Raw genomic sequence first — 25,785 nt, 5'->3', positions numbered from 1 at the left:
CGTCCCCGGACCCGCACGGTCAGCCACCGGGCGGGCCCCCGAAGGACGGCCCGGGATCGCTCCCGGGCCGCCGCGGACAGGTGCGGTCAGGAAGCACAAAATAGGAACATTGTCGCAATTATATACGTGACAAAGCAGAACGGTCGAGGTAAGTTCGGGCTATCGAACGAACGGCTCTCGCCATGAACCTCTCTGATCCCCGCTTTCACGACGACACCGCGGCCCGCGAGTGGCTTGAGGCTCGCCGTTGGCGGAACGGTAAGGTGTGCCCTCACTGCGGCAATGCGGATCAGGCTGCGATCACCGGCCTCAAGGGCAAGAAGCACCGCCCCGGCGTCTGCCAGTGCAACGCCTGCCGTGAACAATTCACGGTCACAGTCGGCACCGTCATGGAGCGATCCAAGATCCCGCTGCACAAGTGGGTGATGGCCACGCACCTGATGGCGGCGAGCAAGAAGGGTGTCTCGGCCCACCAGCTGCACCGCATGCTCGGCATCACCTACAAGACGGCGTGGTTCATGGCCCACCGTTTGCGCGAGGCCATGCGCCCGGCCGCTGACGCTGGCCCTATCGGCGGCGAGGGCAAGACGGTCGAGGCTGACGAGACGTATTTTGGCAAGACGGAGGAGAGCCGCCCGTCCCCGAAGCGCAAGGGCCTGCCCTACACCAAGGGCGGTCGCTCAGGCCCGTCCAACAAGCTCGCTATCGTGTCACTGGTCGAGCGCGGCGGCTCTGTCCGCTCGTTCCACCCGGCCGTTGCCACCAAGCCGGTCGTGACCGAGATCGTGAAGGCCAACATCGCTCGCGAGTCCAAGTTCTACACGGACGAAAGCCGCCTCTACACCGGACTGTCGGCGCATTTCGCAGAACACAGCACCGTCAAGCATTCGGTTGGCGAGTACGTGCGTGGCGAGATCCACAGCAACACGATTGAAGGCTTCTTCTCGATCTTCAAGCGCGGCATGAAGGGCATCTATCAGCACTGTGGTGAGAAGCACCTTCACCGCTACCTCGCCGAGTTCGACTTCCGCTACAACCATCGCATCGCGGTCGGGTTCAGCGACTATGAGCGCTCCTGCCGCCTCGTTGAGGGCATGGCAGGCAAGCGCCTCACCTATCGGCGGATTGACGGCGCCGAACGACACCTACAGGGATGAGAGAAAGGTGTGGAAAGCGAGTCGCGGGCGCAAGCTTAAGTGTTGATAAATCAAGCTTGGCCTTACTGGAGTCCTTGGACCGGCAACACCGTGTGGTATGCTATATGCCAGCGAGGCGGCTATGAGCGATCCTCACATGTCTATGGTGATCGACGCCGTTGACGGACGGAACGAACCTATTGGGCAGATCCCCCGCAACGAGGTGTTCGCCAAAAAGGCAAACTTTCGCACCGTCCACATCCTTATCCGCAGTTTGGATCGAACCTCACTGCTGTTGCAGAAACTGCCTCAAAATCATCCGCGCAGCCCAGCGCGGCTAGGCTCGTCTGTCGCTGGCTATTTGCATGCCGGTGAGTCTTATCAGCGCGCAGCAAGGCGTAAACTGAAAGAGGAACTTGGGATCAATAAGGTCTTTCGTCTTTGGCCGGTTGACCTCATTGAGATGCACGATGAAGAGGTGTCCAAATTCATTCAAATCTATACCTTCCCATACGACTACAGTGGGCAGTTTGATAAAAGCCGCATTGAGAATGTATCTTACTATCGATTTGCGACGCTAGACAGGCTACTCATACAGGAGCCAGATCGGTTCACGGCGACCTTTTTGCATGTCTATAAAAGATTTCGCGAAATCCCAAAATGGCAGCCAGCCAGATAAGGACGCAGTCAAAGCTCAACGCGACCTTCTTCTCAAGGTCTATGACGCCGCAATCGCCGAGTACAGGTTCAACGTTCAACTAAATTGGGACCGTGTCAAATTCTACATCGGCCTCGCAGTGTCTGGCATTGCCGCCGGGACTGCGGTCTTTAAGATATACAACGACAGTTTTTTCGCCTCATTCCTGCTAATGATTTATTTTTTTATCCTAGCTGCGGTGACAACATTTGGCTCTAGAGCGATCTCCAAGGGGAAAGAATACTCTCGTCAAGCAGTCCTTACAAAGACTTTGGTTGAGCGTGAGCTTGGGTTATTCCGCCAACTGGAAGGGCTGAAAGATCCTGATTTGCACCTTGGGATTGCAGTCACTCCCGGCCAAAGAAAGTATATCAATGTAATATTTGGTCGAAAGGAGCGCGAGGCAAAGAAGCCAGATCCAGGATCCATTTTGCAAGCAACGCAATGGATTTTCGTAGCACTTATAGCTGTTCAGATCATGTTCGGAATTTTGGCTTGGTTTGGCGCCGCGTCTGTTCATGATCGGCCGACAAAAAATGCGTCTAGTCAGCGGCAGGGCTCCTAAGCCGCTTTCGCTTCGGCGCCAGCGCCTTCCCCACCGCCTGCCGATCTGGCGGCGTGGACAGCAGCCGGTCGGCTATCTCGCCCATACGAGCCCAATCGGGTTGAGCGTTTATCAGAGCCTTGTCGGCATCCTCGGGTTGTGCGCCCTTAGCGGATCGTCGCTTCGCATCGTGATCGGTCATGGCTTCAAAGCCCCGGCAAAACCATAGCAAGCCTACCTCATCAAACCTCTGGGATCGACCTCCGGTCCTCCCAACAGGGGACGCCTCCCAGGACGACATCTATCGCGCCGTAGGGCACGCCCTAAGCCGGTGGGAATATCTTGAGACCGAATTAGCTGCGCTGTTCGCGTTGCTCTGCGACACGACATCAATTGCGCCGCAGCTTGCATATGGCTCTGCTATGGCATTCGGCGCCCGTCGAGACATGCTTGTCGCCGCTAGTCAGGCATACTTTGCGTCCATGCCATTTGATCGTGTTCTTTTTGACCGCATAATTGAGGAAATTGGAAAATTGAGCGGCCTAAGGAACGACATCGCCCACGGCACCGTAATGGTTTTCTCAGGAGCATATGGTTCGGGGTTTTATCTCGGGCCGCCGCCTTACAACTTCTCAAAAAACAAGCACCTGACAGGCGCTGGCCACAAATATCAATACACCTCAGCGCAGATCGTTGACATAAAGAATGTGTTCAATATCTATCATGCTCAAGTCAAAATGCTTCGCGATACTCTTGAGGCAGAGCGGCAATCATGGCGAGAAACACGTCCCGAGCCATTGAGCGAGCTAGAGGATCAAGAATGCCCTCAGGATGCCACGCTTCAATCTCCCGAACTCCAGCCTCAAGCATCTGATCCGTCACCTCAATCGGGTGGTCAGTCTTAAATTCCTCGTTCGACACAGCGGACAAAACCTAGCTAAGGCCGTGCGGCCAAAGACCGATTTTGCCACAGGAGCTTGTCCCTGTCTGCTTTGTCAGGTATATAATTAGGAACATTGTCAAGGAAAACTGAGCCGCGCGCCCCGGTCGACGCCCATCTCCGTCATCGCGAGCGCAGCGAAGCGACCCAGGGCCGCGCGACGTCGTTGAGCGGGGCGCGACCCTGGCCCGCTCCGCTCCGCTCGCAAGGACGTCGGTGCCGAGAAGCCATCGGCCGCAATTCCAGGGCCGGGGCTGGAAGACGGCCCCGTCCGGCGACATGCTGGCGCGGCGCCTCCCCCGCACGGACAGGAGGCGCCCGGACACTCGGAACAGGGACACCCGCATGGCCGCGCGCCTCGCCCTCCTCGGCCTCGGCGCGATGGGGCACCCCATCGCCCGCAACCTCGCGGCCAAGCGGGGCTCCGACGCCGAGACGCTCGTCGCGATCGACACCGACCCGGCGCGCCTCGCCGGCCTCGCCGCGCCGGGCCTCGTCGCCACCACCGATCCCGGCCAGGCCGCCGGCGCCGACGTGCTGTTCCTGTGCCTGCCGAACGGCGACGCCGTCGAGGCGGCCCTCCTCGGGGACGGCGCCCTGGCGGAGCGCCTCGCCCCGGGGGCGGTCGTGGTCGACCTCAGCACCATCGCGCACGCCAAGGCCCTCACGGTCGGCCGCGCCGTGGCGGCGACCGGACGCGCCTTCGTCGACGCGCCCGTCTCCGGCGCGCCGGCCGGCGCTGAGGCCGGGACGCTCACCGTGATGTGCGGCGGCGCGGCCGGGGCGGTCGCCCGGGTGCGCCCGCTCCTGGAGCGGATCGGCACGACAATCCTGCACATGGGCCCGGCCGGGTCCGGCCAGCTCACCAAGACGATCAACAACGTGCTCTACGACATCAACATCGCGGCGCTGGCCGAGGTGCTGCCGATGGCCGTCGCCATGGGGCTCGACCCGGATCAGGTCGCCCAGGTGGTCACGACGGGCACGAGCCGGAGCTACGCGGCGCAGTACTTCGTGCCGCGGATCCTCCGGGGTCAGTTCGACGAGGGCTACCCGATGGGGGCGGCCTACAAGGACCTCGTCGCCGCCGCGGCGGTCGCGGCGGAGAACGGCTTCCCGATGCCGGTCACGGCGGCCGCCACCGCCACCTACCAGACCGCCCTGCGCCAGGGCCACGGCGACCGGGACAAGGGCGCCATGGTGCTGCCGTTCGAGGACCTGCTCGGGGTCCGTGTGCGGTCGCGGCCGTAGGGGCCGGCCGTAGCGGCCATCGGGCGGTCGATCCCGACCGACCCGCCCGCGCCCTGGATCTTACGGCAGCTCGAGCACGTCCCTCAGCGGCACGACCGCCAGGACCTGACCCGACGCGTCGGCGATCTCGAAGGCCTGCCCGGCCAGCACCGCGCCGTCGACCCGCTGGATCTCCAAGAGCGCCCGGGCGGAGCGCTCGGCCTCGGTGCGGGCGGCGTCGAGGTCGGGCAGGTCGGCGCCGTCGAGATCCTCGACCAGCCACTGACCGTCCCGGATGTGCAGGTAGAAGTGCGGCATAACCGCAGAACCGCGCTTACCGCCTCCGGTTGCGTCCCGGCCGCGTTGCGCGGACCGCGTGTGGCCTTTCGGTCACTCCGCGGCCTCGGTCTCCGGCACGGCGGCGTGGCCCGTCCGGGGCGGGAGCACCGGCGCGTCGGCGCGCTGGAGCACCTCCAGGGCGGCGTCGGCCTCCCGCTGGCGGTCCCAGAGCGCCGCGTAGACGCCCCCGGCCTCCAGCAACGCGGCGTGGGTGCCGCGCTCGACGATGCGGCCGTGGTCGAGGACCAGGATCGCGTCGGCGTTGACCACCGTTGACAGCCGGTGGGCGATCACCAGGGTGGTCCGGCCGCGGCTGACCCGGTCGAGCGCCGCCTGGATCTCGGCCTCCGTGAAGGAGTCGAGCGCCGAGGTCGCCTCGTCGAGGACCAGGATCGGCGGCGCCTTGAGGATCGTGCGGGCGATGGCGACCCGCTGCTTCTCGCCGCCCGAGAGCTTCAGGCCGCGCTCGCCCACCGGGGTGTCGTAGCCCTCCGGCAGCCCCGAGACGAAGCGGTCGATCTGGGCGAGGCGGGCCGCCTCCCGCAGCTCCGCGTCGGTGGCGTCGGCCCGGCCGTAGCGGATGTTGTAGCCGATCGTGTCGTTGAACAGCACCGTGTCCTGCGGGACCATGCCGATCGCCGCCCGGAGCGAGGCCTGCGTCACCGCGGCGATGTCCTGCCCGTCGACGCTGATCCGGCCCCCTTGCGGCTCGTAGAACCGGAACAGCAGGCGCGAGAGCGTCGACTTGCCGGCGCCCGAGGGCCCCACCACCGCCACGGTCTGGCCCGCCGGGATCTCGAAGGTGACGCCGCGCAGGATCGGCCGCTCGGGATTGTAGGCGAAGCGCACGTCCTCGAACCGCACCGTGCCGCCCGCCACGGTCAGCGGGGCGGCGCCCGGCCGGTCGGCGATCTCGGGGTTCTGCCCGAGGATGCGGAACATGTCGTCGATGTCGATCAGCGCCTGTTTGATCTCGCGGTAGATCATGCCCATGAAGTTGAGCGGCATCGCGAGCTGCACCAGCATTGTGTTGGCGAGCACGAAGCCGCCGATCGTGGTGCGCCCGGCCAGGATGTCGCGCGCCGCGAGCCACATCACCACGGTCATGCCGAGCGTGAAGATCACCGCCTGCCCGGCATTGAGCACCGCCAGCGACACGTAGGTCTGCGTCGAGGCCTTCTCGTACTTGGCCATCGATTCGTCGTAGCGGCCGGCCTCCCGCACTTCCGCGCCGAAATACTTCACCGTCTCGTAGTTGAGCAGCGAGTCGACCGCCTTGGTGTTGGCGTCGGTGTCGGAGGCGTTCATCCGGCGGCGGATCGCGATCCGCCACTCGGTCGCCTTGTAGGTGAAGGCCAGGTAGGCCGCGACCGTCAGGAACGCGGTCAGCGCGTAGGTCCAGTTGAACTCGTAGGCCAGCACGCCGAGCACCAGCACGAACTCGACGATGGTCGGCACCAGGGTCAGCACCATCAGGCGCGACAGTTCCTCGATGCCGGCGCGGCCGCGCTCCAGCACCCGGGTCAGGCCGCCGGTCTTGCGCTCCAGGTGGAAGCGCAGGGACAGGCGGTGCATGTGCTCGAAGGTCTGGAGCGCCAGCCGCCGCACCGCGTGCATCGCCACCTTGGCGAACAGCCCGTCGCGCACCTGCGTCAGCGCCGACATGGCGATCCGCGAGAGGCCGTAGAGGGCGATCAGCAGCATCGGCGCGGCGAGGAGGCCGGTGGGCACGGCCTCGTCCTTGCCGCCGACCGCCGCGACCAGCGCGTCGGTGATCCACTTGAAGGTGAACGGCGTCACCATGGTCACCAGCTTGGCGGCGAGCAGCAGGCCGAAGGCCAGGAAGACCCGGCGCTGCAGGTCGGGCCGGCCGTGGGGCCAGAGATGCGGCCAGAGCCGCCGGTAGGTGGCGATCAGGCCGGGGCGCTCGGCCGGGATCGGCGTCCCGGCCGCGGGCGCGGTGTTGTCGGTCATGAAGGGTTCTGCGGGGCGGGATGTCCTGGCCCCGCATATAGGCCCGCTGCCGCGCCGGAGCACCCGCGCTGCGTGCAGGCCCCCGCCTCACGCCCGCCAGAACGGCTTCGCGACCTCGGCGCGCAGGTCCCAGGGCTCGAGGCCGGCGTCCCGGGCCTGGTCGGGGTGGAGCGCCGCCAGGGCGCGGCGGGTGCGGATCCGCTGCAGCCACGTGCGGAGCAGGGACGGGCGCGCGGCCGGACGCGTGACGGCGGACGAGGAGGACAGGGTGACGGCTTGCATCGCAGACGATCCGGTGGCGGGAAGGCAGTCCGGCCGGGATTGCTGGCGGAGCATTGATCCGATACAAAGCTCGGATCAATTGAAACATTGACCTCGGAGCAATTATGCGCCCCGCGGATTACCGCACCGTCGCCGACGCGATCGCGGCCGACATCGCGGCGGGTCGGCTGCGCCCCGGCGCGCGGCTGCCGCCGCAGCGCGACTTCGCCTACGCGCGGGGCATCGCGGTCTCGACGGCGAGCCGGGTCTACGCCGAGCTGGCCCGCCGGGGGCTGGTGACCGGCGAGGTCGGGCGCGGGACCTACGTCCGCAGCGAGCCGGCGCGCGCCGGACTGCTCCGCCCAGAGCCGCCCCCGGCCGCCCTCGACCTGCAGCGGACCCACTCGCGCCTGCCCGAGCAGGAGGTGGTCCTGGCCGAGACCCTGGCGGCGCTCGCCCGCGACGACGGCCAGATCGGCTTCACGCAGTACGGGCCGGCGGGCACGCCGTCGGCGCAGGCGATCGCCGCCGGGTTCCTGGCGCGGGCGGGCTACGCCCCCGATCCCGCCGACATCCTGTTCACCGGCAACGGCCGGCAGGCGCTGGCCGCCGCCCTGGCGGCCCTGGCTGCGCCCGGCGAGCGGATCGGCTGCGAGCCCCTGACCTATCCCGGGGTGAAGGGCATCGCGGCGCGGCTCGGGATCACGCTGATCCCGCTCGCCATGGACGCGGAGGGCGTCTGCCCCGAGGCGCTGCTCCAGGCCCACCGCGCGACCCCGCTGAGCGGCGTCTATCTCCAGCCGACCCTGCACAACCCCCTCGGCGCCACGATGGGGCCGGCGCGCCGGGCCGCCCTGGCGGAGGTGCTGGATCGGACCGGGCTCACCGCCATCGAGGACGCGGTCTACAGCTTCCTCGCCGAGGCGCCGCCGCTCGCCGGCCTCGCGCCGGACCGGGTGATCTTCGTGGACAGCCTGTCGAAGCGGGTGATGCCGGCGCTGACCGTCGGCCTGATCGCCGCGCCGCCTGCCCTCACCGACCGGCTCGCCGCCTCCGTCCGCCAGGGCGCCTGGACGGTGCTCGGCCTGTCGCTCGCGGCCGGCATGCACTGGATGGCGGGGGGCTCGGCGGCGGCGCTGGCCGAGGCCAAGCGCCGGGACGCCGCGGCCCGGCAGGCCCTCGCCCGGGCGGCGCTCGCCGACCTGCGGGTCGTGGGCGATCCGCAGGCCTACCACCTCTGGCTGGAACTGCCCGAGACGTGGCGGGCCGAGGCCTACGCGGCCGCGGCCCTGCGTCAGGGCATCGCCCTCCTGCCGGCCTCGTCCTTCGCGGTCCATCCCGGCCACGCGCCGAACGCGGTGCGCCTCGCCCTGGCCTCGCCGTCGCGGGAGGAACTCGACCGGGCGCTGCGCGGCCTGCGCCGGCTGGCTTTCGCGGGCGACGACCAGGTGGTGGAGTAGGCGGCGCCGCTCAGCCGCGCTTGTCGGTGGGCAGCACGAAGATCTGGCCCGGGTAGATCAGGTCCGGATCGCGGATCTGGTTCTGGTTGGCGTCGTAGATCACCGTGTAGCGCTCGCCGCGGCCGTAGGTGCGCTGGCTGATCCGCCAGAGGTTGTCGCCGCGGGTGATCCGGGCGGTGCTGATCTCCGGCACGAACACTGCGCCGACCCGGTCCGGCTCCGCCATGTCGGCCACCTGGGGGTTCGAGACGGCGGCCGGCGGCGAGGCCGCGGCCGGCCGGTCCCGGTCGGCACCGTCGCGCGCGGCCTGATCGGGGCCGGCGCGATCCCGCGCGCCGCTCTGGGCGGGCGACGGTCCGGACTCGGCGGTCTCCCGGGCGGCGACCTGCGTCGGCTCCGGCACCGACAGGGGGACCGCGGCGCGGCCGGCGACCTTGCCGGTGGCCGGATCGACCTGGTCGATCCGCACCTGGTACTGCCCGGGCTTGATCCCGCGCCCGATCGTGAAGGTCGCCCGGCCGTCCGGCCCGATGCTGCCCGGGGCGATCATCGTGTCGTTGAGGTAGAGCTGGATCCGCGCCCCCGGCGTGCCGGTGGCCGTCACGAACAGGCGGCCGTTCCCCTGCACGTCCACGCTGGCGATCCGGGTCGGCCCCGCCCCGGACGCCGCGGTCTCGCGGGTCTCCCCGCTCCCGGCCGGCCGGCCGGCCTGCGCCGCGTCGGCGTCCCGGGTACCCGGCTCGGAAGCCGGACCGGAGGATCTGGCGCCGCCCTTCGCGTCGGCCGTCGCGCCCGGCGCGCCGGGCTGCGACAGCACGACGGTCGCGGTGTCCGGGGCGGTCAGGGCCACGAGGGGCTGGCGGTCCCGGCCGGGGGCCACGTCCACCGCGACGCTCTGCTGCGACTCGGTCGCGCGCCCGTCCGCGCCGGTCATGCGCAGGCGGAGCGTGCTGGCGCCCGTCGGCAGGGCCGGCGGCACGATCGCGAACTGACCGTTGGAATCGGCCTTCGCCCGGGCCACGGGCTTGCCGTCGACCAGCATCTCGATCGCGGCGTCCGGCGCGCCGCGGCCGGCCACCACGGCGTCGCCGTTCGGCTCGACGCGGACGATGTCGAAGCGCGGCGCCTCGGCCGCCTCCGGCAGGCGCGCGTCCTGGCCCGGACCGGCCTGCTGCGCCCCGGCGGTGCCGGCCTGCGGCGCCCCGGGGGTGCCGGCGCGGGGGGCCTGCGGGAGCGCTGCCACGGGGCCCTCCCCCGGCGCCGGGCTCGCCCGGCCCGGCTTGTCGTCGCGGAAGTCGATCGTCGGGTCGGCGCGGCCGGCCAGGGCGCCCGGATCGGCGAGGCTGCGCAGGCTGCCGCTCGGCGCCGACGACGCGGACGGCTCGGGACCACCGCGGCCGGTGAGCCGCCGCAGGGAGTCGCCGCCGAACAGCGCCAGCACGAGTCCCAGTCCGCCGAGAAGGCCGGCCAGCGCCAGGGCGAGACTGCGCCGCACCTGTCTCGACATCGCCACGAAGGCCTCCCCTCATCCTGCCGCCGCCCGGCGGGCGGCCGTCCGCCCGCGCGAAAAGCCGTCGACGGCGCCGCCCATAATACCGTACATGGTCCCCACACCAAGCCGTCCTGCCGCCCAGGCGGGTGAATCCCACGCGAATTCAGCAGTTTGGCACGTGGAGTGTTGGGCGCGGGGCGCGATCTGGACGGCTCGCAACGGACGCGCGAGGAGGACGCCGGATGGCTCCGGTGAGGACAGTCTGTGTCTATTGCGGCTCCGGCTTCGGCCGCGACCCGGCCTTCCGCGAGGCCGCCGAGACCCTCGGGACCGCGGTCGCGCAGGCCGGGATGGGCCTCGTCTACGGCGGCGGCGACGTCGGGCTGATGGGCACGGTCGCGCGGGCGGCGCTCGCCGCCGGCGGCCACGTCACCGGCATCATCCCGGACTTCCTCCAGGCGCGCGAGCACATGCTGGCGGACATTCAGGAGACCGTGGTGGTCTCCGACATGCACACCCGCAAGCGCCTGATGTTCGAGCGCTCGGACGCGTTCGTGACCCTGCCGGGCGGCATCGGCACCCTGGAGGAGCTGGTCGAGCAGCTGACCTGGGCGCAGCTCGGGCGCCACCGGAAGCCGGTGGTGCTGGTCTCGGTGGCGGAGTTCTGGGCGCCGCTGCTGGCCCTGTTCGAGCACATGCGCGGCCACGGCTTCATCCGCGAGGGCCTCGACCTGAGCTACCTCGTCGCGCGCGAGGCGGCCGAGGTGGTGCCGATGCTCCGCGCGGCCGGCCACGAGCCGGACCCCCAGGCCGAGAGCATCGTCCAGCAGCGCATGTAGGTGCGCGCGCCGCGCGGCGATGAGGATCACGAGGATGCGTGCGTCGATGCGTGCTTCACTGCTCGCGGCCCTGCCGCTCGCCGGCCTCGCCTCCGCGGCGGCGGCCGGCCCGTCGCCGGTCCTGCAGACCCTGGACTACGCCAACACCCGCTACTCGGCCCTCGACCAGATCGACGCCGGCAATGTCGGGCGCCTGAAGGTCGCCTGGACCTTCTCCACCGGCGTCCTGCGCGGCCACGAGGGTGCGCCGATCGTGGTCGGACACCTGATGTTCGTGCACACGCCGTTCCCCAACGTGGTCTACGCCCTCGACCTCGACCGGGGCGGGAGGATCCTGTGGCGCTACGCACCGCGGCAGGACGCGAGCGTCATCGCCGTGATGTGCTGCGACACGGTCTCCCGGGGGCTCGCCTACGCGGACGGGCGGTTGTTCCTCCAGCAGGCCGACACCACCGTGGTGGCGCTCGACCCCGAGACCGGCCGGGTGCTGTGGTCGGTGAGGAACGGCGACCCGGGCCGGGGCGAGACCAACACCGCCACGGTCCTGCCGGTGCGCGGCAAGCTCATCGTCGGGCTCGCGGGCGGCGAGTACGGGGCTCGCTGCCACGTCACGGCCTACGACCAGGCGACGGGCCGGCGGCTCTGGCGCGCCTACGCCACCGGGCCGGACGCCGACATGCTGGTCGATCCGGAGACGACGACCGAGCTCGGGCGCCCGGTCGGCCGCGATTCCTCGCTCAACAGCTGGGAGGGCGACCAGTGGCGGACCGGCGGCGCCTGCAGCTGGGGCTGGTTCTCCTACGATCCGGACCTGAACCTCGTCTATTACGGCACCGGCAATCCCTCGACCTGGAACCCGAACCAGCGCCCGGGCGACAACCGATGGGCGCAGGCGATCATCGCCCGCGACGCCGATACGGGCATCGCCCGCTGGGTCTACCAGATGACCCCCCACGACCAGTGGGACTACGACGGCGTCAACGAGATGATCCTCACCGAGCAGGTGATCGACGGCCGCGCCCGGAAGGTGCTGACCCATTTCGACCGCAACGGCTTCGGCTACACGCTGGACCGGGCCACCGGCGCGCTGCTGGTGGCGGAGAAGTTCGACCCCACGGTGAACTGGGCCAGCTGGATCAGCGTGGATCCCGCCGCGCCCGATTACGGAAAGCCGGTGGTCGACAAGCGCTACGCCCCCGGCGAGGCCGACGAGGACGAAGCAACCAAAAATATCTGTCCCGGGGCGCTCGGTGCCAAGAACCAGCAGCCGGCCGCCTATTCGGCCAAGACGCGGCTGTTCTACGTGCCGACCAACCACATGTGCATGGATTACGAGGCGTTCCGGGTCACCTACACGCCCGGCCAGCCCTATGTCGGCGCGACGCTCACCCTGCACCCGCCCGAGGGCTCGGACCGGACCGGGGCGTTCATCGCCTGGGACGGCGCGAAGGGCCGGATCGCCTGGACGATCCCGGAGCCGTTCTCGGTCTGGTCGGGGGCGCTCGCCACGGCGGGCAACGTGGTCTTCTACGGCACGCTGGAGGGCTACCTGAAGGCGGTCGACGCCCGGGACGGGCACGAGCTGTACCGGTTCAAGACCCCGTCCGGGATCGTCGGCAACGTCACCACCTACCTGCACGGCGGCAAGCAGTACGTCGCGGTGCTGTCCGGGGTCGGCGGCTGGGCCGGGATCGGCCTGGCGGCCGGGCTGACCGACCCCGCGGACGGTTCGGGGGCGGTGGGGGGCTACGCGGCCCTGTCGCAGTACACGGCGCCGGGCGGGCAGCTCACGGTGTTCGAACTGCCGCAGTGAGCCGCCCCGGCGGCGTCCGCACGCGCCACCGGGCGATTCGCACGGCATCTCCCCGACCTTCCGAGGCGCTCCCGCGCCGGGTCTGGCTGGACGCATCCCGGGCCGCCTCTCCTGTCCCGCATGACCCCGCCACCGGCGCCGGTGGCCGGTCTCGGGCGGGCCTATCCAGACGCGGCCGCGCCGCTCACGGCGATCGATGACCGGTCAGAAGTGCTGTTCGGGCAAATTCAGAAGTAAAAATTCCAATTTCTCAAATATAGCTATAAGAAATAAGCCGCCTCACAGAGTCTTGCTCAGAGGATACGAATCGAAAATGCGTCCGATTTTGAACGAACTATGACGATCTGACCTCGATGATCTTGGATATGGGGCGCGCGACCGGCCGGACGGGGCGGTGTCGGGGAGCGCGTCATGACACGAGGATATGGGGTCTCACTCGCCGCGCTGGCGGTCGTGCTGCTCGGTCCGGGCGCCCAGGCGCAGACGGCCGGCAACGGCGTCGACATCCTGTCGGGTTTCCGGCGGATCTGGATCCCCGGACGGACCTACGACACCGGATCGCCCACGGCGCTCGGGGCGCCCCTCCTGCTGCGCAACATCCAGATCGTCGCCGAGCGGGCGCGGGAGCGGACCGGCGCGCAGGAGATCGCCGCCTATTACGACGACCGCCGCAACCAGAGCTACAGCGTCATCGACGGCCTCGGACCGCTGACGCGGGCCTATCTGGCGGGATCGGGGGCGACCACCACGATCCCGGCCTTCGACGCGACCACGTCGCGCGTGCAGTACGTCGACCAGGGGACCGGTGCCGGCGTGACGACGTCGCCCCTCGGGAAGGTCGTGCAGCTGGTCAACGCGTTCCGGACCAACGCCTCCACCGGCCCGGCCAAGGACGCCTACAGCTATCCGCGCCCCTGGCGGCAGAGCCTGGACGGCCAGGGCCTCGGCTTCGTCGTGCCGCCCTCCCTTGGGCCGGAGAAGAGCCCGACCCCCGCGACGGACGGCGGCTTCCCGAGCGGCCACACCAACGCCGCCTACCTGTCGGCGCTGGCCCTGGCCTACGCGGTGCCGCAGCGTTTCCAGGAACTGCTCACCCGCGCGAGCGAGCTCGGCGACAACCGGATCGAGGCGGGCATGCACTCGCCCACCGACGTGATCGGCGGCCGCGTGCTGGCGACCTACTTCGCCATCCGGGCGCTCAACGACCCGGCGAACGCGGCCCTGCTGGGCGAGGCCTTCGCGCAGGCGCAGAGCTACCTGAGCCAGGCCTGCGGCGGCCCGCTGGAGCGGTGCGCCCACGCGCCCGTGGATCCGGCCACCGACCGGTTCTCCGATTACGCGCGCAACAAGGCCGCCTACACGGCGCGCCTGACCTACGGCCTGCCACCGGTCGGGCCCACGGACCGTCCGCCGGTGGTCCCCGTGGGTGCCGAGGCGCTGCTCGCGACCCGCTTTCCCTACCTCACGGCGGCGCAGCGCCGCGACGTGATCGCGACCACGGAGCTGCCCTCCGGCGGCTTCCTCGACAACGGGCTGGGCTATGACCGCATCAACCTGTTCGCCGCCGCCGACGGCTACGGCGCCTTCAACGGCACGGTCACCGTCACGATGGACGCGGCCAGGGGCGGGTTCTCGGCCTACGACGTCTGGCGCAACGACATCGGCGGCGCGGGCGGCCTCGTAAAGCTCGGCAGCGGGACGCTGGTCCTGACCGGCGCCAACACCTACGCGGGCGGCACGACGATCGGCGGCGGGACGCTCGTCGGCCATGCCGGCGCCTTCGGCACGGGCGCCATCGTCGACGACGCGGCGCTCGTCGTGGATCAATCGACCGACGGGACGCTGGCCAACGCCGTCTCGGGCTCGGGGACCCTCACCAAGACCGGGGTGGGCACCCTCACGCTCACCGGGCTCAGCACGCTGACGGGCGCCACCGCGGTGCAGGCCGGTCGGCTCGTCGTGAACGGCGGCCTCGCCCACTCGGTCGTGTCGGTGCTGCCGGGGGCCGAGCTCGGCGGCTCGGGCACGCTGGGCGGGATCGTCGCGCTCGCGGGCGCCACGGTGGCGCCGGGCAATTCCATCGGCACGCTCACGGTCGCCGGCAACGTCGGCTTGGCGCCGGGGTCGACCTACCGGGTCGAGGCCGACGCCGCCGGCCGGGCCGACCGGATCGCCGCCACCGGCACCGCCACCCTGTCGGGCGGCACCGTCCAGGTGCGCGCCGCCTCCGGCGCCTACAACCCGCGCACCACCTACACGATCCTCTCCGCCGCCGGCGGCGTCTCCGGCCGGTTCGCCGGCGTGACCGCGAACCTCGCCTTCCTCACCCCGGGCCTGCGCTACCGGACCGACGCGGTCGACCTGACGCTCACCCGCAACGACGTGCCCTTCGCCGCCAGCGCTACCTCGCGCAACGGCGCGGCCGCCGCCAACGCGATCCAGGCGATCGGCGCCGGCCGGCTCTACGACGCGGCGGTCGCCTTCACGGCCAACGAGACCGGCAGCGGCTTCCGGGCGCTGGCCGGCGACATCCACGCCGGCACCGTGTCCACCGCCTACGAGACCGCCTTCTTCGTGCGCGAGGCGGTGCTCGACCGGCTGCGCTGGGGCGATCCCGGTGCCGGGCTCGACGCCGGCGCCCTGCCGGCCGCCGACGCGGCCGACCTGCCCGGCCGGGCCCCGGTGGTGGCGACCGTGCCGGTGCGCACCCTCGACCCGCAGGTGTTCGGGCTCTGGGGCCAGGGCTTCGGCGCCCTCGGCACGGCCGATGGCGGCGGCAACGCGTTCGACCTCGACCGGCAGATCGCCGGCTTCGCGGCCGGCGCGGACGTGCGGCTCCCCAGCGGGCTGCGCTTCGGCGCGGCCGGGGGCTACACGGAGGCCTTCCTCGACAGCGCCGGCCGGGCGGGCGGCGCGAGCCGGGCGGAGAGCGCGACGCTCAGGAGCGGGTTCGGCGGCCTGTACGGCGGCTACGAGCTCGGCCCGCTGTCGCTGCGGCTCGGCGCGCTCTTCGCCGACACGGACGCGCGCACCCGCCGCGCGGTGCAGTACGGCCTGTCCGACACGCTGAGCGGGCACGGCGGCGGCTCCACGGTGCAGGGCTTCGGCGAGATCGGCTGGAGGATCGCGCTGGGCACGCCGGCGGCGCGCTTCGTCGAGCCGTTCGCGGGCGGGGCCTATGTCGGCATCCGGCGCGGCGCCTTCGCGGAGGCCGGGGGCGCGGCGGCGCTGGCGAGCTTCGCGCGCGACTACGACCTCGGCGCGGCGACGGTCGGCGTGCGGGCGCAGGCGCGCCTGGACCTGGGTCTCGGCCTGCCGGTGACGCTGCGGGGTCTCGTCGGCTACCGGCGCGCGTTCGGCGACGTCGTGCCGACGGCTCTGCTGGCCTTCGGAGCGGGCGGCCCGGCCTTCCTGAGCGCGGGCGTGCCGATCGCCCGGGACGCGCTGGTGGCGCAGGTGGGCCTGGACCTGGCGGTGGCGCCGGACGCGAGCCTGGGCGTGGCCTACACGGGTCAGACCGGCGCCCGCGCCCAGGATCAGGCCGTGACGGGCCGCTTCACCCTCCGGTTCTAGCGCGCGACGCCTGCGCGCCGACGAAGTCCACGAAGGCGCGCAGCGGCGCCGGCAGGTGCCGCCGGCCGGGATAGTAGAGGAACGGGCCGGAGAAGACCTGCCACCAGGGCTCCAGCACCGGCTCCAGGGCCCCGCTCGCGAGCTGCGGCCGCAGCCAGTCCTCGAACAGGTGGACGATCCCGGTGCCGGCGATCGCGGCCTCGACCGCGAGGTCGCTGGCGCCGACCCGCACGATCAGCGGGCCGGACGGGTCCACCCGGACGATGTCGCTGTCGCGCTCGAACTCCCAGGGCGCCGTCAGGGCGCCGCTGGGGAAGCGCCCGAGCAGGCAGGCATGGCCCAGGAGATCCCGCGGGTGCTCCGGCCGGCCGCGCTTCTCGAGATAGGCGGGCGCCGCCGCGGTGGCGAAGCGCTGCCGCCGCGGGCCGATCGGCACGGCGATCATGTCCTGCTCCAGCCGCTCGTCGTAGCGGATGCCGGCATCGCAGCCCGCCGCCAGCACGTCCACGAACCCGTCCTCGACCACCACTTCCAGGCGGATCTCCGGGTAGGCCGCCAGGAACGGCGGCACGAGGGCTGGCAGCACCAGCCGGGCAGCGCTCAGCGGCACGTTGAGCCGGAGCGTGCCCGCGGGACGGTCGCGGAACCCGTTCACCACGTCGAGGGCGGATTCCACCTCGGCGAGCGCCGGGCCGAGCCGCTCCAGCAGGCGGGCCCCCGCCTCGGTCGGCGCGACGCTGCGGGTGGTGCGGTTCAGGAGGCGCACCCCCAGGCCCGCCTCCAGCCGGCGCACCGCCTCGCTGAGGCTCGACGCGCTCGCGCCGCCGGCGCGGGCGCCCTCGCGAAAACCGCCGGCCCGCGCCACGGTCACGAAGGCGGCGAGGTCCGTGAGATCCTGGGTCATCGTTCGAGAATCCGCACGGCCCGTGCCGATTGTCACGGCTTATCGGCGCAAAGCGTGGCGTCTACATCCGGAGCGCCAACAGGAGATCCGTCATGACCGCCATCACCGCCGACATCGCGCAGGCCGGGACCTTCCCCCTCGGTGGCCGGAAAGTGAAGCGACTCGGCTACGGGGCCATGCAGCTCGCCGGGCCCGGCGTGTTCGGGCCGCCGAAGGACCGCGCGGCGGCGGTCGCGGTGCTGCGGGCGGTCGTGGCGGCGGGCGTCGACCACATCGACACGAGCGACTTCTACGGGCCGCACGTCACCAACCAGATCATCCGCGAGGCGCTGCACCCCTATCCGGACGACCTCGTGATCGTCACCAAGGTCGGCGCCACGCGTGGGGCCGACGCCTCGTGGAACCCGGCCTTCTCGGCCGCGGACCTCACCCGGGCGGTCCACGACAACCTGCGCAACCTCGGCGTCGACGCCCTCGACGTGGTCAACCTGCGCCTGATGTTCGACGTCCACGGCCCCGCGGAAGGCTCGATCGAGGCGCCGCTGACGGTGCTGGCGGATCTCCAACGCCAGGGGCTGATCCGCCGGATCGGCCTGAGCAACGCGACGCCCCGGCAGGTCGCGGACGGGCGGCGGATCACCGACATCGTCTGCGTGCAGAACCAGTACAATCTCGCCCATCGGGACGACGACGCCTTCGTCGACGATCTGGCGGCGGCCGGGATCGCCTACGTGCCGTTCTTCCCGCTGGGCGGGTTCAGCCCGCTGCAGTCGGACACCCTGTCGGCGGTGGCGGCCGGGCTGGGCGCGACGCCCATGCAGGTGGCGCTCGCGTGGCTGCTGCGCCGGTCGCCCAACATCCTGCTGATCCCGGGGACGTCGTCCCTCGGCCACCTGCGCGAGAACCTCGCGGCGGCCGAACTCGCGCTCCCGGACGACGCCGTGGCGGCGCTGGATCGGATCGGGGCGGCGTGAACGGTTTCCGTCCGGACGCCTCGGTTGCGGTCTCCCTCACCGTCATCACGAGCGCAGCGACGTGACCCAGGGCAGCGCGACGACGGCGGCCGTCGCGCCGTCTGGATTGCTTCGCTCCGCTCGCAAGGACGGCGGTGCGGAAAGGAGCGACCCGAGGCCTACTTCGCCGTCATGCCGGCCACCATCGGGCAGCCGCCCTCGCTCATCGGGCGGAAGGCCTGCTCGGCCGGGATCGTCTCCAGCACCTTGTAGAGATCCCACGCGCCCTTCGACTCGGAGGGCGCCTTGGCCTCGAACAGGTACATCGGGTGGATCTTGCGCCCGTCCGGCCGGATCGTGCCCTTGCCGAACAGCGGGTCGTCGGTCGGCATCTCTTTCATCTTGGCGACCACGGCAGCGCCGTCCTTGGCCGAGTGCAGGGCCGCCACCGCCTTCAGGTAGTGCAGCGTGCTGGCGTAGACGCCCGCCTGGTACGAGGTCGGCTTCTTGCCGGGCATGCGCTTCTCGAACCGCTCCGCGAAGGCCCGGGTGCCGTCGTTGAGGTCCCAGTAGAACGAGGCGGTGAAGGCGAGGCCCTGCGCCACGTCCAGGCCCAGCGAGTGGATGTCGGTGATGGCGATCAGCAGGGCGGCGAGCGTCTGACCGCCCTGGCGGATGCCGAACTCGTGCGCCTGCTTGATGGCGTTGGCGGCGTCGAGCCCGGCATCGGCGAGCCCGATCACCTGCGCGCCCGAGGCCTGGGCCTGGAGCAGGAACGAGGAGAAGTCCGGGTTCGGGAACGGCGTGCGCACGCCGCCGACGACCTTGCCGCCGTTCTTCTCCACCACCGCCTTGGTGTCGCGCTCCAGGGCGAGGCCGAAGGCGTAGTCGGCGGTGATGAAGTACCAGGACTTGCCGCCGCGCTTGAGGATGGCCTTGCCGGTGCCGTTGGCCAGCGCCGCGGTGTCGTAGGTCCAGTGCACGGTGTTGGGCGTGCAGGCCGGGCCGGTGAGGTCGGCGGTGCCGCCGCCCGAGTTGATGAACGCCTTGTTCTTCTCCTTGGTGATCTGCGCGATGGCGAGCGCCACCGAGGAGGTCGGCACGTCGAACACCGCGTCGACGCCGTCGCGGTCGTACCATTGCCGGGTGATCGAGGCGCCGACATCGGGCTTGTTCTGGTGGTCGGCGGCGACGACCTCGACCTTCAGCCCGTGTTCCTCCGGCTTGAAATCCTCGACCGCCATGCGGGCGGCCACCACCGAGCCCTCGCCGGTGGAGTCGAAGTAGACGCCGGAGCGGTCGTTCAGCACGCCGATCTTCACCGGCACGAGGTCGGCCGCGAGCGCCGCGCCGGCGCCGAGCGCGCACAAGCTCCCGAGCAGCGCCGCGGCGCGGTGGCGGAGCGTCATGTCTCTCTCCCTGTCGTGTCCACCCGGCGGCGTTGATCGCCGCTCGGGCTGTTTCCGAAGGCAGAGTATCCGTGGCGGTCCGCGGCTGGAACGGGTGCGCGTGAGGATGCCGGCGATCCGTCAGGGGCAGCCCTCCCCGCCCGAGACGGCACCGCCGTCTTTGCGAGCAGAGCGAAGCAATCCAGCAGCACCACGCTCGCCGAGGTCGCGCTGTCCTGGGTCGCTTCGCTGCGCGCGCGATGACGGGTGAGCGGCGGCGATCGGCCTCTCAACCGCCCCGCGGCGTCAGTCCAAACATCGCCCGCGCCTGATCGGGCGTGGCCGGCTCCCGGTCGATGTGGGCCAGCAGGCTCACCGCCTTCTCCACCAGGGCGGCGTTGCTCGGCGCGAGCGTGCCCCGGGACAGGTACAGGTTGTCCTCCAGCCCGACGCGGACGTTGCCACCCATGCCGGCGGCGACCGCGAGGATCGGGAACTCCTCCCGGCCGATGCCGAAGGCCGACCAGACCGCGTCCTCCGGCAGTCGGGCGCGCATCGCCACGAGGGCCTCCGGCGTCGCGGGCGCCCCCCAGGGGATGCCGAGGCAGATCTGGAACAGCGGCGGGCGCGCCAGATGCCCCTCGGCGATCAGGTGCCGGGCCAGCTCGATCTGGCCGAGATCGAACACCTCGATCTCGGGCTTCACGCCCGCGTCGCGGATGTGGCCCGCCATCGCCCGCAGGTGGCCGGGGGTGTTGAGGAACAGGTGCTCGCCGAAATTCATCGTGGCGATGTCGAGAGTGCAGATCTCCGGCCGCAGCGCGCCGACATGCCGGGTGCGGGCCTCCGGTCCCACGAAGGTCGTGCCCGGGCCGGCGACCGACGGGTCGGGGTCGCCCGGCACGAACCGGCCTCCCGCCCCCGTGGTCAGGTTGAGGATCACGGCGTCGTTCTTCTCGCGGATCCGCTCCACCACCTCGCGGTAATGGGCGAGCTCCATGCTCGGCGCGGCCGTCTCGGGGTCGCGGACGTGGATGTGGACCACGGCCGCCCCGGCGGCGGCGGCCTCGAGGGCCGACCGGGCGATCGCCTCCGGGCTCACCGGCACGGCCGGGTTCTTCCGCGGCGTGTCGAAGGAGCCCGTGAGGGCGCAGGTGATGACGGTGGTGCTCGCCATGTGTGTGCTCCCCGCGCGTCAGATCGCTCCGCCGTCGACCGTGATGGTCTCGCCCGTGATGTAGGCCGCGCCCGCGCCCAGGAAGAAGATCGTCTCGGCGATGTCCTCCGGGCGGGCCATGCGGCCGAGCATGGTGCGCCCCACGGTCGAGGCCTTGCGCTCCTCCGACCAGGGCTCGGTCCAGGGCGTGGCGACGAGGCCGGGCGCCACCGCGTTGACGCGCACGTCCGGCGCCAGCGCCCGGGCGAGGCTGCGGGTCAGGTTGATCAGTCCGGCCTTGCTCGCCGAGTAGGCGACCGACGAGCCGCGCCGCCCGAGGCCGGCCACCGACGCGGTGTTGACGATGGCGCCGCGGCTCGCCTTGAGGGTCGCGGCCGCGGCCTTCGCGCAGCGGAACGGCCCGAGCAGGTTGGTCGCCAGGATCGTGGCCCAGAAATCCTCGGTCATCGCGTCGAGATCCTCGAAGGCGATGGGCGTGGTCGTGCCCGACGTGCCGGCATTGTTGACGAGCACGTCGAGGCCACCGAGCCGGTCGATGCCGGCCGCAACCATCGCCTCGGCCTCGCCCGCCCGCGACACGTCGCCGGGCAGCGCGATCACCGAGAATCCGGCTCCGGCGAGCCGGGCGGCCTCTTCGGGGCCGCGGGGATCGTCCGGCAGGTGGTTCAGCGCCACGGTGGCGCCGTTGCGGGCGAAGATCGCGACGGTCGCGAGCCCGATTCCCGACGAGGCTCCGGTGACGAGGACGCGCCGTCCGGACAGGTCCGCTCCGATCATGATCCCTCCATCCGGCCGATCCCGGCCATCGCCGCCTTGAGCGCCAGGAGCTTGCGGTCGCGCTCGCGGAACAGCTCTTCCGGCGGCCGCCCGCCCCAGTCGAAATAGCCCTTGCCGGCCATCACCCCGGTCCGGCCGGCGGCGCAGAGGGCGTCGAGGGTCTCGGAGCGGGTGCGCGGCGGCGGCGGCGCGTAGCTGCCGTTGGCCAGCGCCCGCTGCGTCAGCTCCAGCCCGGTGAAGTCGGCCTTGGCGAGGTGGCCGAGGATCGGGATGCGCAAGGCGAGCCCGTGGACGATCGCGTCGTCGATGTCCCGCGGCGCGGCGACGTCCTCGTCGAGGAGCCGGAACACCTCGGCGCTGATCGCCTGCTGGATGCGGTTGGCGACGTAGCCGGGGATGAAGCGCTTCAGCACGATCGGGACCTGGCCCAGGCCGCGCACGAACTCGGCCATGGCGGCGACGACCGCCGGGTCCGTGCCGGGCCCCGGCACCACGTCGACGAGGTCGACGATGTAGGGCGGCGTGTACCAGTGCAGGATCAGCGCCCGCGCCTGCCGGCGCTCCGGGATCAGCGGGAAGACGTCGAGGTAGCTGGTGTTGCTGGCGAGGATCGCGTCGGCCGGGCAGAGCCGGTCGAGCTCGTGGAAGAGCGCGCGCTTGGCCTCCGGGTTCTCGGTGATCGCCTCGATCACGAGGCCGGCGCCCGAGACCGCCGCGTCGAGCGCCGCCTCGACCCGGACGGCCCGGGCCAGCCGCGCGGCATCCCAGCCCTCCGGGGCGGCGCCGGCCTCCCGCAGGGTCGCGAGGGCGGATTCCATCAGGCCGGGGATCCGCGCCCGGGTCTCGGGCCGCGTGTCGGTGATCCGCACGCCGTGGCCGGCGAGCGCCAGCACCAGGGCGATGCCGTGCCCCATCACGCCGCCGCCGACGATCGCGATCTCGCCCATGCCGCACGCTCCTGTCCCTGCCCCGGGCTCCTCTCGCGGGAATCCTCGGGTCGTCCGTCCGGCCTCAGCCGCCGCGCTGGTCCCGGCGCATCATGAAGGCCAGCTTCTCGAACAGGCTGACATCCTGCTCGTTCTTCAGCAGCGCCCCGTGCAGCGGCGGGATCAGCTTGCGGCCGTCCTGCTCGCGCAGGGTCTCGGGGGCGATGTCCTCGGAGACGAGGAGCTTCAGCCAGTCGAGCAGCTCCGAGGTCGAGGGCTTCTTCTTGAGGCCCGGGACCTCGCGCATCGCCAGGAAGGTCCGCAGGGCCTCCTCGACAAGGCGGTGCTTGATGCCCGGATAGTGGACGTCGACGATGCGCTGCAGCGTCTCGGAATCGGGGAACTTGATGTAGTGGAAGAAGCAGCGGCGCAGGAACGCGTCCGGCAGCTCCTTCTCGTTGTTCGACGTGATGATCACGATCGGCCGGCGCACGGCCTTCACGGTCTCGCCGGTCTCGTAGACGTGGAACTCCATCCGGTCGAGTTCGGTCAGCAGGTCGTTGGGGAACTCGATATCGGCCTTGTCGATCTCGTCGATGAGCAGGACCGGGCGCTCGGGCGCGGTGAACGCCTCCCAGAGCTTGCCGCGCCGGATGTAGTTGGAGATGTCCGAGACCCGGGGGTCGCCGAGCTGGGAGTCGCGCAGGCGCGAGACCGCGTCGTACTCGTAGAGCCCCTGCTGCGCCTTGGTGGTCGACTTGATGTTCCAGACGATCAGCGGCGCGCCCAAGCCCTTGGCGATCTCCTCGGCCAGCACGGTCTTGCCGGTTCCGGGCTCGCCCTTCACGAGGAGCGGCCGCTCCAGGACCACGGCGGCGTTGACCGCCGCGGTGAGGTCGGGGGTCGCGACGTAGGTCTCGGTTCCGGAAAAGCGCATCGCGGTCTCGGAGAGAGGGGCTCGGGCCAAGGGGTAGCGCGCCGCGCCGCCGGGCCGCAAGCGCCGAGCCCTCCCGGCCGTCCCAGTCGGTGCCGGCTGATGCGCCCGCCCGATGGTCCACGCCGTCATCACGAGCGAAGCGAAGTGACCCAGAGCAGCGGGACGTCCGGAGGCGTGGCGCTACCCTGGATTGCTTCGCTTCGCTCGCAAGGACGGTGGCGCCGCGAGCGATCTCAGCCCTTCTCGTGCCAGACGCAGTTCCGGGCGAGGATCTCGAGGTTGACGTCCGACTTCTGCGGCTGCGGCAGGGTCTTGCCGTCCATGGCGAGGTCGATCTTGATCTCGACCTGGCCCTTCGCCTCGTTGGAGCGGCGGGAGAAGTAGCAGTACTGCTGGTAGGGCTGCTCGGCGCTGTCCTTGAAGTTCCAGCCGGTCACGATCTGCCCGTCGAGGTAGGGCACCTGCTTGAACACCGTGAAGGTCGTGTTCACCGCGGCCTTGGAGGCCGGGGCGGCGTCGTTGCCGAGCTGCGCCTTGGTGGGCGTCGGCGTCGCCGGCGCCTTGGGCAGGCCCTCGAGCTTGAGGGTGTTGTCGGTGAGCGTGACCTCGCCCTTGGTCTTCAGGGTCACGTCCGAGAGCGCCGCCTGCATGGCGGCGGCGATCTTCTCGGCGGCGGTGTCGAACTGGTTCAGCGTCGCCCAGCCGTAGGCCGCCGCGCCGACGCCGATGCCCGCGAGGCACGCGAAGGCGCCGAAGCCCAGCGCCCGGAACAGGAAGGCCCGGGCGGCGACGTAGCTCGAATCCGCCCGCAGGCGGGAATTCACCTGCTGGGCGAGGGCGATGTTCTCGGGGGTCCCGCTCGCGACGTAGTTCATGCGCCGGCTCCAGCGGCAGGGAGGGTCGGGCCCGGATGGGTCTGGTTCGGCAGCGCCTGCTGGCCCTGGGCCGGCCGGTTCATCGGGATCACCGCGCCCGACGCGTTGGCGGCGCGCGGCAGGATCGGCTCGGGGTGCGAGCGCAGGGCGTCGGCGATCGCGTCGAGCATGTAGGGGGCCGCCTCCGGGTTCACGGCGGCGCCGAGATCGTCCTCGTCCATGAAGGTCCGGCGGGTCGAGACCGCGCAGAGCGCCAGGATCGTCGACGCGAAGGCGGCGCAGACCGCGGGCAGGAACACGAAGATCCGCAGGAAGGCGTGGACCTGGCTCTCGGTCACGTCGATCGGGTCGACGCCGTAGACCATGGCGGTGAAGGAGTGGAGCTGCGACCGGTTGACCGCGTTCCGGTAGCCCTGCTCGGCATCGGCCACGCGCCGGTCGGCGGCGCCCGGATCCAGGGCGGCGCGCGCCTTGCGGGCCTCCTCCAGGTCCTTGATCATCCCGGCGCGGTCGGCGGACGCCTTGGCGACGCCCTGCGACAGGGCGGCGACGCGGGGATCGGCCACGCATTTCAGGTTCTGGTACTTCCGGCCCTTGCTGTTGGTGCCGAAGACCCGCTCGCAGCGTTGGGCCGGGAGGCCGGCGAGCTGCTGGGCGTTGTCGGCGGAGCGCTTCTCGATCTGGTCGAGCTCGGCCGTGTACTGCGCCACGCGCTCGTCGGCCGCCTTGATCCGGTCGCCGATCGTGGCGCGGTCGGCCTGGGCGTCCTTCAGGGCGGTCTTGGTCCGGGCCGCCTCCATCAGGCGGGGATGGAACATCATCTCGCCGAGCTGCGACACCGACTTGGTGGTCACGCCCGCCGCGAAGATGATGCCCAGCACGGCGAGGCCGCGCACGAAGTAGGAGCGCTGGGTCCGGGCCAGGATGCCGAGCGGCACGCGGCACAGCTCGACCGCGGCGTAGACCAGCGGCGCCAGCAGCATGAAGTAGAAGGCGTGCCAGTCGCCGTCGCTGTAGACGCCCGCGAACAGCCACGCGCCCCAGAGCGAGGCGCCGATCACCATGAACTCGACGAGGTACGCGATCGCCACGTAGCCCCACTTGATGCGGTAGCCCTTCTCGACGTGGCGCTGGTGCCGCCAGCGGTCCGACTCCAGCTTCCACTCGCGCTTCTCGCGCTCGAGGTCGCGGCTGGGGGGCGCTGCCGGACCGGCAAATATCGATTTGATGGAGATCATCGGCCTCGTCGCATCCATCCGGTCCAGTTCCGGGCCGAGCCCGGCCGAGCTTAACCCCCGGTTAACTCAGGCGTGTATGCGCGCATTGTGCCGATTTTGGGCCGCGTTGCACGCCTTCACCGCATGCCTCCTTTGGATGCCGTCCGCATCCCGCGTGCCGGTGACCGAAATGTCTCACCCGCGCCTGTATCCGGCTTGTGTCGGAACGCACGTCCGCGGGACCGGTCGCGGGCCGAATCCGGTTGCTCCGAGGGCGGCGCCGACCCATGATCGCGCGGCCGTGAGCGGCGCTCCCCACCCCCGAGAGACGAG

At 70.8% G+C, this 25,785-nt stretch carries 22 protein-coding genes; 10 read left to right on the top strand and 12 right to left on the bottom strand.

Translation table 11 applies throughout. The features are described 5' to 3' along the window. The first annotated feature begins 182 nt into the window (after positions 1-182). The 5 genes from ACQKQD_RS08000 (at position 183) to ACQKQD_RS07980 (ending at position 4,568) form a co-directional block, all read left to right on the top strand. Positions 183-1,157, top strand: coding sequence for an IS1595 family transposase (locus ACQKQD_RS08000; protein WP_427508038.1), 975 nt, complete (start codon positions 183-185; stop codon positions 1,155-1,157). Between the two features lie 121 nt (positions 1,158-1,278). Then, entirely contained in the window at positions 1,279-1,815 is a 537-nt protein-coding gene (locus ACQKQD_RS07995; RefSeq protein WP_427508037.1) for an NUDIX domain-containing protein, read from the top strand. Next, positions 1,766-2,398 carry a hypothetical protein gene (locus ACQKQD_RS07990; RefSeq protein WP_427508036.1) on the top strand — a complete coding sequence of 211 codons (633 nt, stop codon included), beginning with the start codon at positions 1,766-1,768 and terminating at the stop codon, positions 2,396-2,398. The genes ACQKQD_RS07995 and ACQKQD_RS07990 overlap by 50 nt, the downstream gene beginning before the upstream one ends. A 179-nt stretch (positions 2,399-2,577) precedes the next feature. Beyond that, positions 2,578-3,282, top strand: coding sequence for a hypothetical protein (locus ACQKQD_RS07985; protein WP_427508035.1), 705 nt, complete (start codon positions 2,578-2,580; stop codon positions 3,280-3,282). A gap of 380 nt (positions 3,283-3,662) precedes the next feature. After that, positions 3,663-4,568: an NAD(P)-dependent oxidoreductase gene (locus ACQKQD_RS07980; RefSeq protein ID WP_056532754.1), complete on the top strand. Its 906-nt coding sequence runs from the start codon at positions 3,663-3,665 to the stop codon at positions 4,566-4,568. Positions 4,569-4,628: 60 nt separating this feature from the next. On the opposite strand, the gene ACQKQD_RS07975 is transcribed toward ACQKQD_RS07980, so the two are convergent. The 3 genes from ACQKQD_RS07975 to ACQKQD_RS07965 form a co-directional block, all read right to left on the bottom strand. Next, complete coding sequence (locus ACQKQD_RS07975; protein ID WP_091680195.1) at positions 4,629-4,865, bottom strand: DUF6894 family protein; 237 nt, start codon at positions 4,863-4,865, stop codon at positions 4,629-4,631. 72 nt (positions 4,866-4,937) lie between these two features. Then, entirely contained in the window at positions 4,938-6,860 is a 1,923-nt protein-coding gene (locus ACQKQD_RS07970; RefSeq protein WP_427508034.1) for an ABCB family ABC transporter ATP-binding protein/permease, read from the bottom strand. 87 nt (positions 6,861-6,947) lie between these two features. Continuing rightward, positions 6,948-7,142, bottom strand: coding sequence for a DUF1127 domain-containing protein (locus ACQKQD_RS07965; RefSeq protein ID WP_427508033.1), 195 nt, complete (start codon positions 7,140-7,142; stop codon positions 6,948-6,950). Between the two features lie 104 nt (positions 7,143-7,246). On the opposite strand from ACQKQD_RS07965, the gene ACQKQD_RS07960 reads away from it, so the two are divergent. Next, positions 7,247-8,581, top strand: a complete 1,335-nt coding sequence (locus tag ACQKQD_RS07960) for a PLP-dependent aminotransferase family protein (RefSeq protein WP_427508032.1) — start codon at positions 7,247-7,249, stop codon at positions 8,579-8,581. Positions 8,582-8,591: 10 nt separating this feature from the next. On the opposite strand, the gene ACQKQD_RS07955 is transcribed toward ACQKQD_RS07960, so the two are convergent. Next, entirely contained in the window at positions 8,592-10,088 is a 1,497-nt protein-coding gene (locus ACQKQD_RS07955) for a LysM peptidoglycan-binding domain-containing protein (protein WP_427508098.1), read from the bottom strand. Between the two features lie 227 nt (positions 10,089-10,315). Between ACQKQD_RS07955 and ACQKQD_RS07950 the strand changes: the two genes are divergently transcribed. The 3 genes from ACQKQD_RS07950 (at position 10,316) to ACQKQD_RS07940 (ending at position 16,298) form a co-directional block, all read left to right on the top strand. After that, positions 10,316-10,912: a TIGR00730 family Rossman fold protein gene (locus tag ACQKQD_RS07950; protein WP_091925932.1), complete on the top strand. Its 597-nt coding sequence runs from the start codon at positions 10,316-10,318 to the stop codon at positions 10,910-10,912. A 34-nt stretch (positions 10,913-10,946) separates the two neighbouring features. Then, positions 10,947-12,725, top strand: a complete 1,779-nt coding sequence (locus ACQKQD_RS07945) for a methanol/ethanol family PQQ-dependent dehydrogenase (RefSeq protein WP_427508031.1) — start codon at positions 10,947-10,949, stop codon at positions 12,723-12,725. Between the two features lie 411 nt (positions 12,726-13,136). Further along, positions 13,137-16,298 (top strand): autotransporter domain-containing protein, encoded by a 3,162-nt coding sequence (locus ACQKQD_RS07940; protein WP_427508030.1) that lies wholly within the window; start codon positions 13,137-13,139, stop codon positions 16,296-16,298. Here the strand turns inward: ACQKQD_RS07940 and ACQKQD_RS07935 are convergent. After that, the gene (locus ACQKQD_RS07935) at positions 16,282-17,202 is read right to left on the bottom strand and encodes a LysR family transcriptional regulator (protein ID WP_427508029.1); all 921 of its coding nucleotides are present in this window, start codon (positions 17,200-17,202) and stop codon (positions 16,282-16,284) included. The genes ACQKQD_RS07940 and ACQKQD_RS07935 overlap by 17 nt on opposite strands. Positions 17,203-17,294: 92 nt before the next feature. On the opposite strand from ACQKQD_RS07935, the gene ACQKQD_RS07930 reads away from it, so the two are divergent. Next, complete coding sequence (locus ACQKQD_RS07930) at positions 17,295-18,176, top strand: aldo/keto reductase family oxidoreductase (RefSeq protein WP_427508028.1); 882 nt, start codon at positions 17,295-17,297, stop codon at positions 18,174-18,176. 158 nt (positions 18,177-18,334) lie between these two features. Here the strand turns inward: ACQKQD_RS07930 and ACQKQD_RS07925 are convergent, their stop codons facing one another. From ACQKQD_RS07925 to ACQKQD_RS07895, 7 genes are all read right to left on the bottom strand, one after another. Further along, positions 18,335-19,564: an ABC transporter substrate-binding protein gene (locus ACQKQD_RS07925; protein ID WP_020092356.1), complete on the bottom strand. Its 1,230-nt coding sequence runs from the start codon at positions 19,562-19,564 to the stop codon at positions 18,335-18,337. 268 nt (positions 19,565-19,832) lie between these two features. Continuing rightward, a complete protein-coding gene (locus ACQKQD_RS07920; RefSeq protein WP_427508027.1) occupies positions 19,833-20,720 on the bottom strand; it encodes a 3-keto-5-aminohexanoate cleavage protein in 888 nt (295 codons plus the stop codon). Between the two features lie 18 nt (positions 20,721-20,738). Next, positions 20,739-21,497 carry an SDR family NAD(P)-dependent oxidoreductase gene (locus ACQKQD_RS07915; protein ID WP_020092354.1) on the bottom strand — a complete coding sequence of 253 codons (759 nt, stop codon included), beginning with the start codon at positions 21,495-21,497 and terminating at the stop codon, positions 20,739-20,741. Further along, positions 21,494-22,444 (bottom strand): 3-hydroxyacyl-CoA dehydrogenase family protein, encoded by a 951-nt coding sequence (locus ACQKQD_RS07910; protein WP_427508026.1) that lies wholly within the window; start codon positions 22,442-22,444, stop codon positions 21,494-21,496. The genes ACQKQD_RS07915 and ACQKQD_RS07910 overlap by 4 nt, the downstream gene beginning before the upstream one ends. Positions 22,445-22,508: 64 nt before the next feature. Beyond that, positions 22,509-23,360, bottom strand: coding sequence for an AAA family ATPase (locus tag ACQKQD_RS07905; RefSeq protein WP_056532716.1), 852 nt, complete (start codon positions 23,358-23,360; stop codon positions 22,509-22,511). A gap of 233 nt (positions 23,361-23,593) precedes the next feature. Next, positions 23,594-24,235, bottom strand: coding sequence for a hypothetical protein (locus ACQKQD_RS07900; protein WP_020092351.1), 642 nt, complete (start codon positions 24,233-24,235; stop codon positions 23,594-23,596). Next, positions 24,232-25,491 carry a hypothetical protein gene (locus ACQKQD_RS07895; RefSeq protein WP_020092350.1) on the bottom strand — a complete coding sequence of 420 codons (1,260 nt, stop codon included), beginning with the start codon at positions 25,489-25,491 and terminating at the stop codon, positions 24,232-24,234. Before ACQKQD_RS07895 ends, ACQKQD_RS07900 begins: the two co-directional genes overlap by 4 nt. Positions 25,492-25,785: the final 294 nt, after the last annotated feature.

Origin of the sequence: Methylobacterium sp. NPDC080182 (assembly GCF_050281105.1) — a bacterium.
In the GTDB taxonomy this organism is placed as follows: domain Bacteria; phylum Pseudomonadota; class Alphaproteobacteria; order Rhizobiales; family Beijerinckiaceae; genus Methylobacterium.
This window is presented reverse-complemented; position numbering and strand designations above follow the sequence as displayed.

Excerpts from the sequence above, each read along its gene's own strand:
- ACQKQD_RS08000 (WP_427508038.1), top strand. The coding sequence starts at position 183 with ATGAACCTCTCTGATCCCCGCTTTCACGACGACACCGCGGCCCGCGAG.
- ACQKQD_RS07995 (WP_427508037.1), top strand. The coding sequence starts at position 1,279 with ATGAGCGATCCTCACATGTCTATGGTGATCGACGCCGTTGACGGACGG.
- ACQKQD_RS07990 (WP_427508036.1), top strand. The coding sequence starts at position 1,766 with ATGTCTATAAAAGATTTCGCGAAATCCCAAAATGGCAGCCAGCCAGAT.
- ACQKQD_RS07985 (WP_427508035.1), top strand. The coding sequence starts at position 2,578 with ATGGCTTCAAAGCCCCGGCAAAACCATAGCAAGCCTACCTCATCAAAC.
- ACQKQD_RS07980 (WP_056532754.1), top strand. The coding sequence starts at position 3,663 with ATGGCCGCGCGCCTCGCCCTCCTCGGCCTCGGCGCGATGGGGCACCCC.
- ACQKQD_RS07975 (WP_091680195.1), bottom strand. The coding sequence starts at position 4,865 with ATGCCGCACTTCTACCTGCACATCCGGGACGGTCAGTGGCTGGTCGAG.
- ACQKQD_RS07970 (WP_427508034.1), bottom strand. The coding sequence starts at position 6,860 with ATGACCGACAACACCGCGCCCGCGGCCGGGACGCCGATCCCGGCCGAG.
- ACQKQD_RS07965 (WP_427508033.1), bottom strand. The coding sequence starts at position 7,142 with ATGCAAGCCGTCACCCTGTCCTCCTCGTCCGCCGTCACGCGTCCGGCC.
- ACQKQD_RS07960 (WP_427508032.1), top strand. The coding sequence starts at position 7,247 with ATGCGCCCCGCGGATTACCGCACCGTCGCCGACGCGATCGCGGCCGAC.
- ACQKQD_RS07955 (WP_427508098.1), bottom strand. The coding sequence starts at position 10,088 with ATGTCGAGACAGGTGCGGCGCAGTCTCGCCCTGGCGCTGGCCGGCCTT.
- ACQKQD_RS07950 (WP_091925932.1), top strand. The coding sequence starts at position 10,316 with ATGGCTCCGGTGAGGACAGTCTGTGTCTATTGCGGCTCCGGCTTCGGC.
- ACQKQD_RS07945 (WP_427508031.1), top strand. The coding sequence starts at position 10,947 with ATGCGTGCGTCGATGCGTGCTTCACTGCTCGCGGCCCTGCCGCTCGCC.
- ACQKQD_RS07940 (WP_427508030.1), top strand. The coding sequence starts at position 13,137 with ATGACACGAGGATATGGGGTCTCACTCGCCGCGCTGGCGGTCGTGCTG.
- ACQKQD_RS07935 (WP_427508029.1), bottom strand. The coding sequence starts at position 17,202 with ATGACCCAGGATCTCACGGACCTCGCCGCCTTCGTGACCGTGGCGCGG.
- ACQKQD_RS07930 (WP_427508028.1), top strand. The coding sequence starts at position 17,295 with ATGACCGCCATCACCGCCGACATCGCGCAGGCCGGGACCTTCCCCCTC.
- ACQKQD_RS07925 (WP_020092356.1), bottom strand. The coding sequence starts at position 19,564 with ATGACGCTCCGCCACCGCGCCGCGGCGCTGCTCGGGAGCTTGTGCGCG.
- ACQKQD_RS07920 (WP_427508027.1), bottom strand. The coding sequence starts at position 20,720 with ATGGCGAGCACCACCGTCATCACCTGCGCCCTCACGGGCTCCTTCGAC.
- ACQKQD_RS07915 (WP_020092354.1), bottom strand. The coding sequence starts at position 21,497 with ATGATCGGAGCGGACCTGTCCGGACGGCGCGTCCTCGTCACCGGAGCC.
- ACQKQD_RS07910 (WP_427508026.1), bottom strand. The coding sequence starts at position 22,444 with ATGGGCGAGATCGCGATCGTCGGCGGCGGCGTGATGGGGCACGGCATC.
- ACQKQD_RS07905 (WP_056532716.1), bottom strand. The coding sequence starts at position 23,360 with ATGCGCTTTTCCGGAACCGAGACCTACGTCGCGACCCCCGACCTCACC.
- ACQKQD_RS07900 (WP_020092351.1), bottom strand. The coding sequence starts at position 24,235 with ATGAACTACGTCGCGAGCGGGACCCCCGAGAACATCGCCCTCGCCCAG.
- ACQKQD_RS07895 (WP_020092350.1), bottom strand. The coding sequence starts at position 25,491 with ATGGATGCGACGAGGCCGATGATCTCCATCAAATCGATATTTGCCGGT.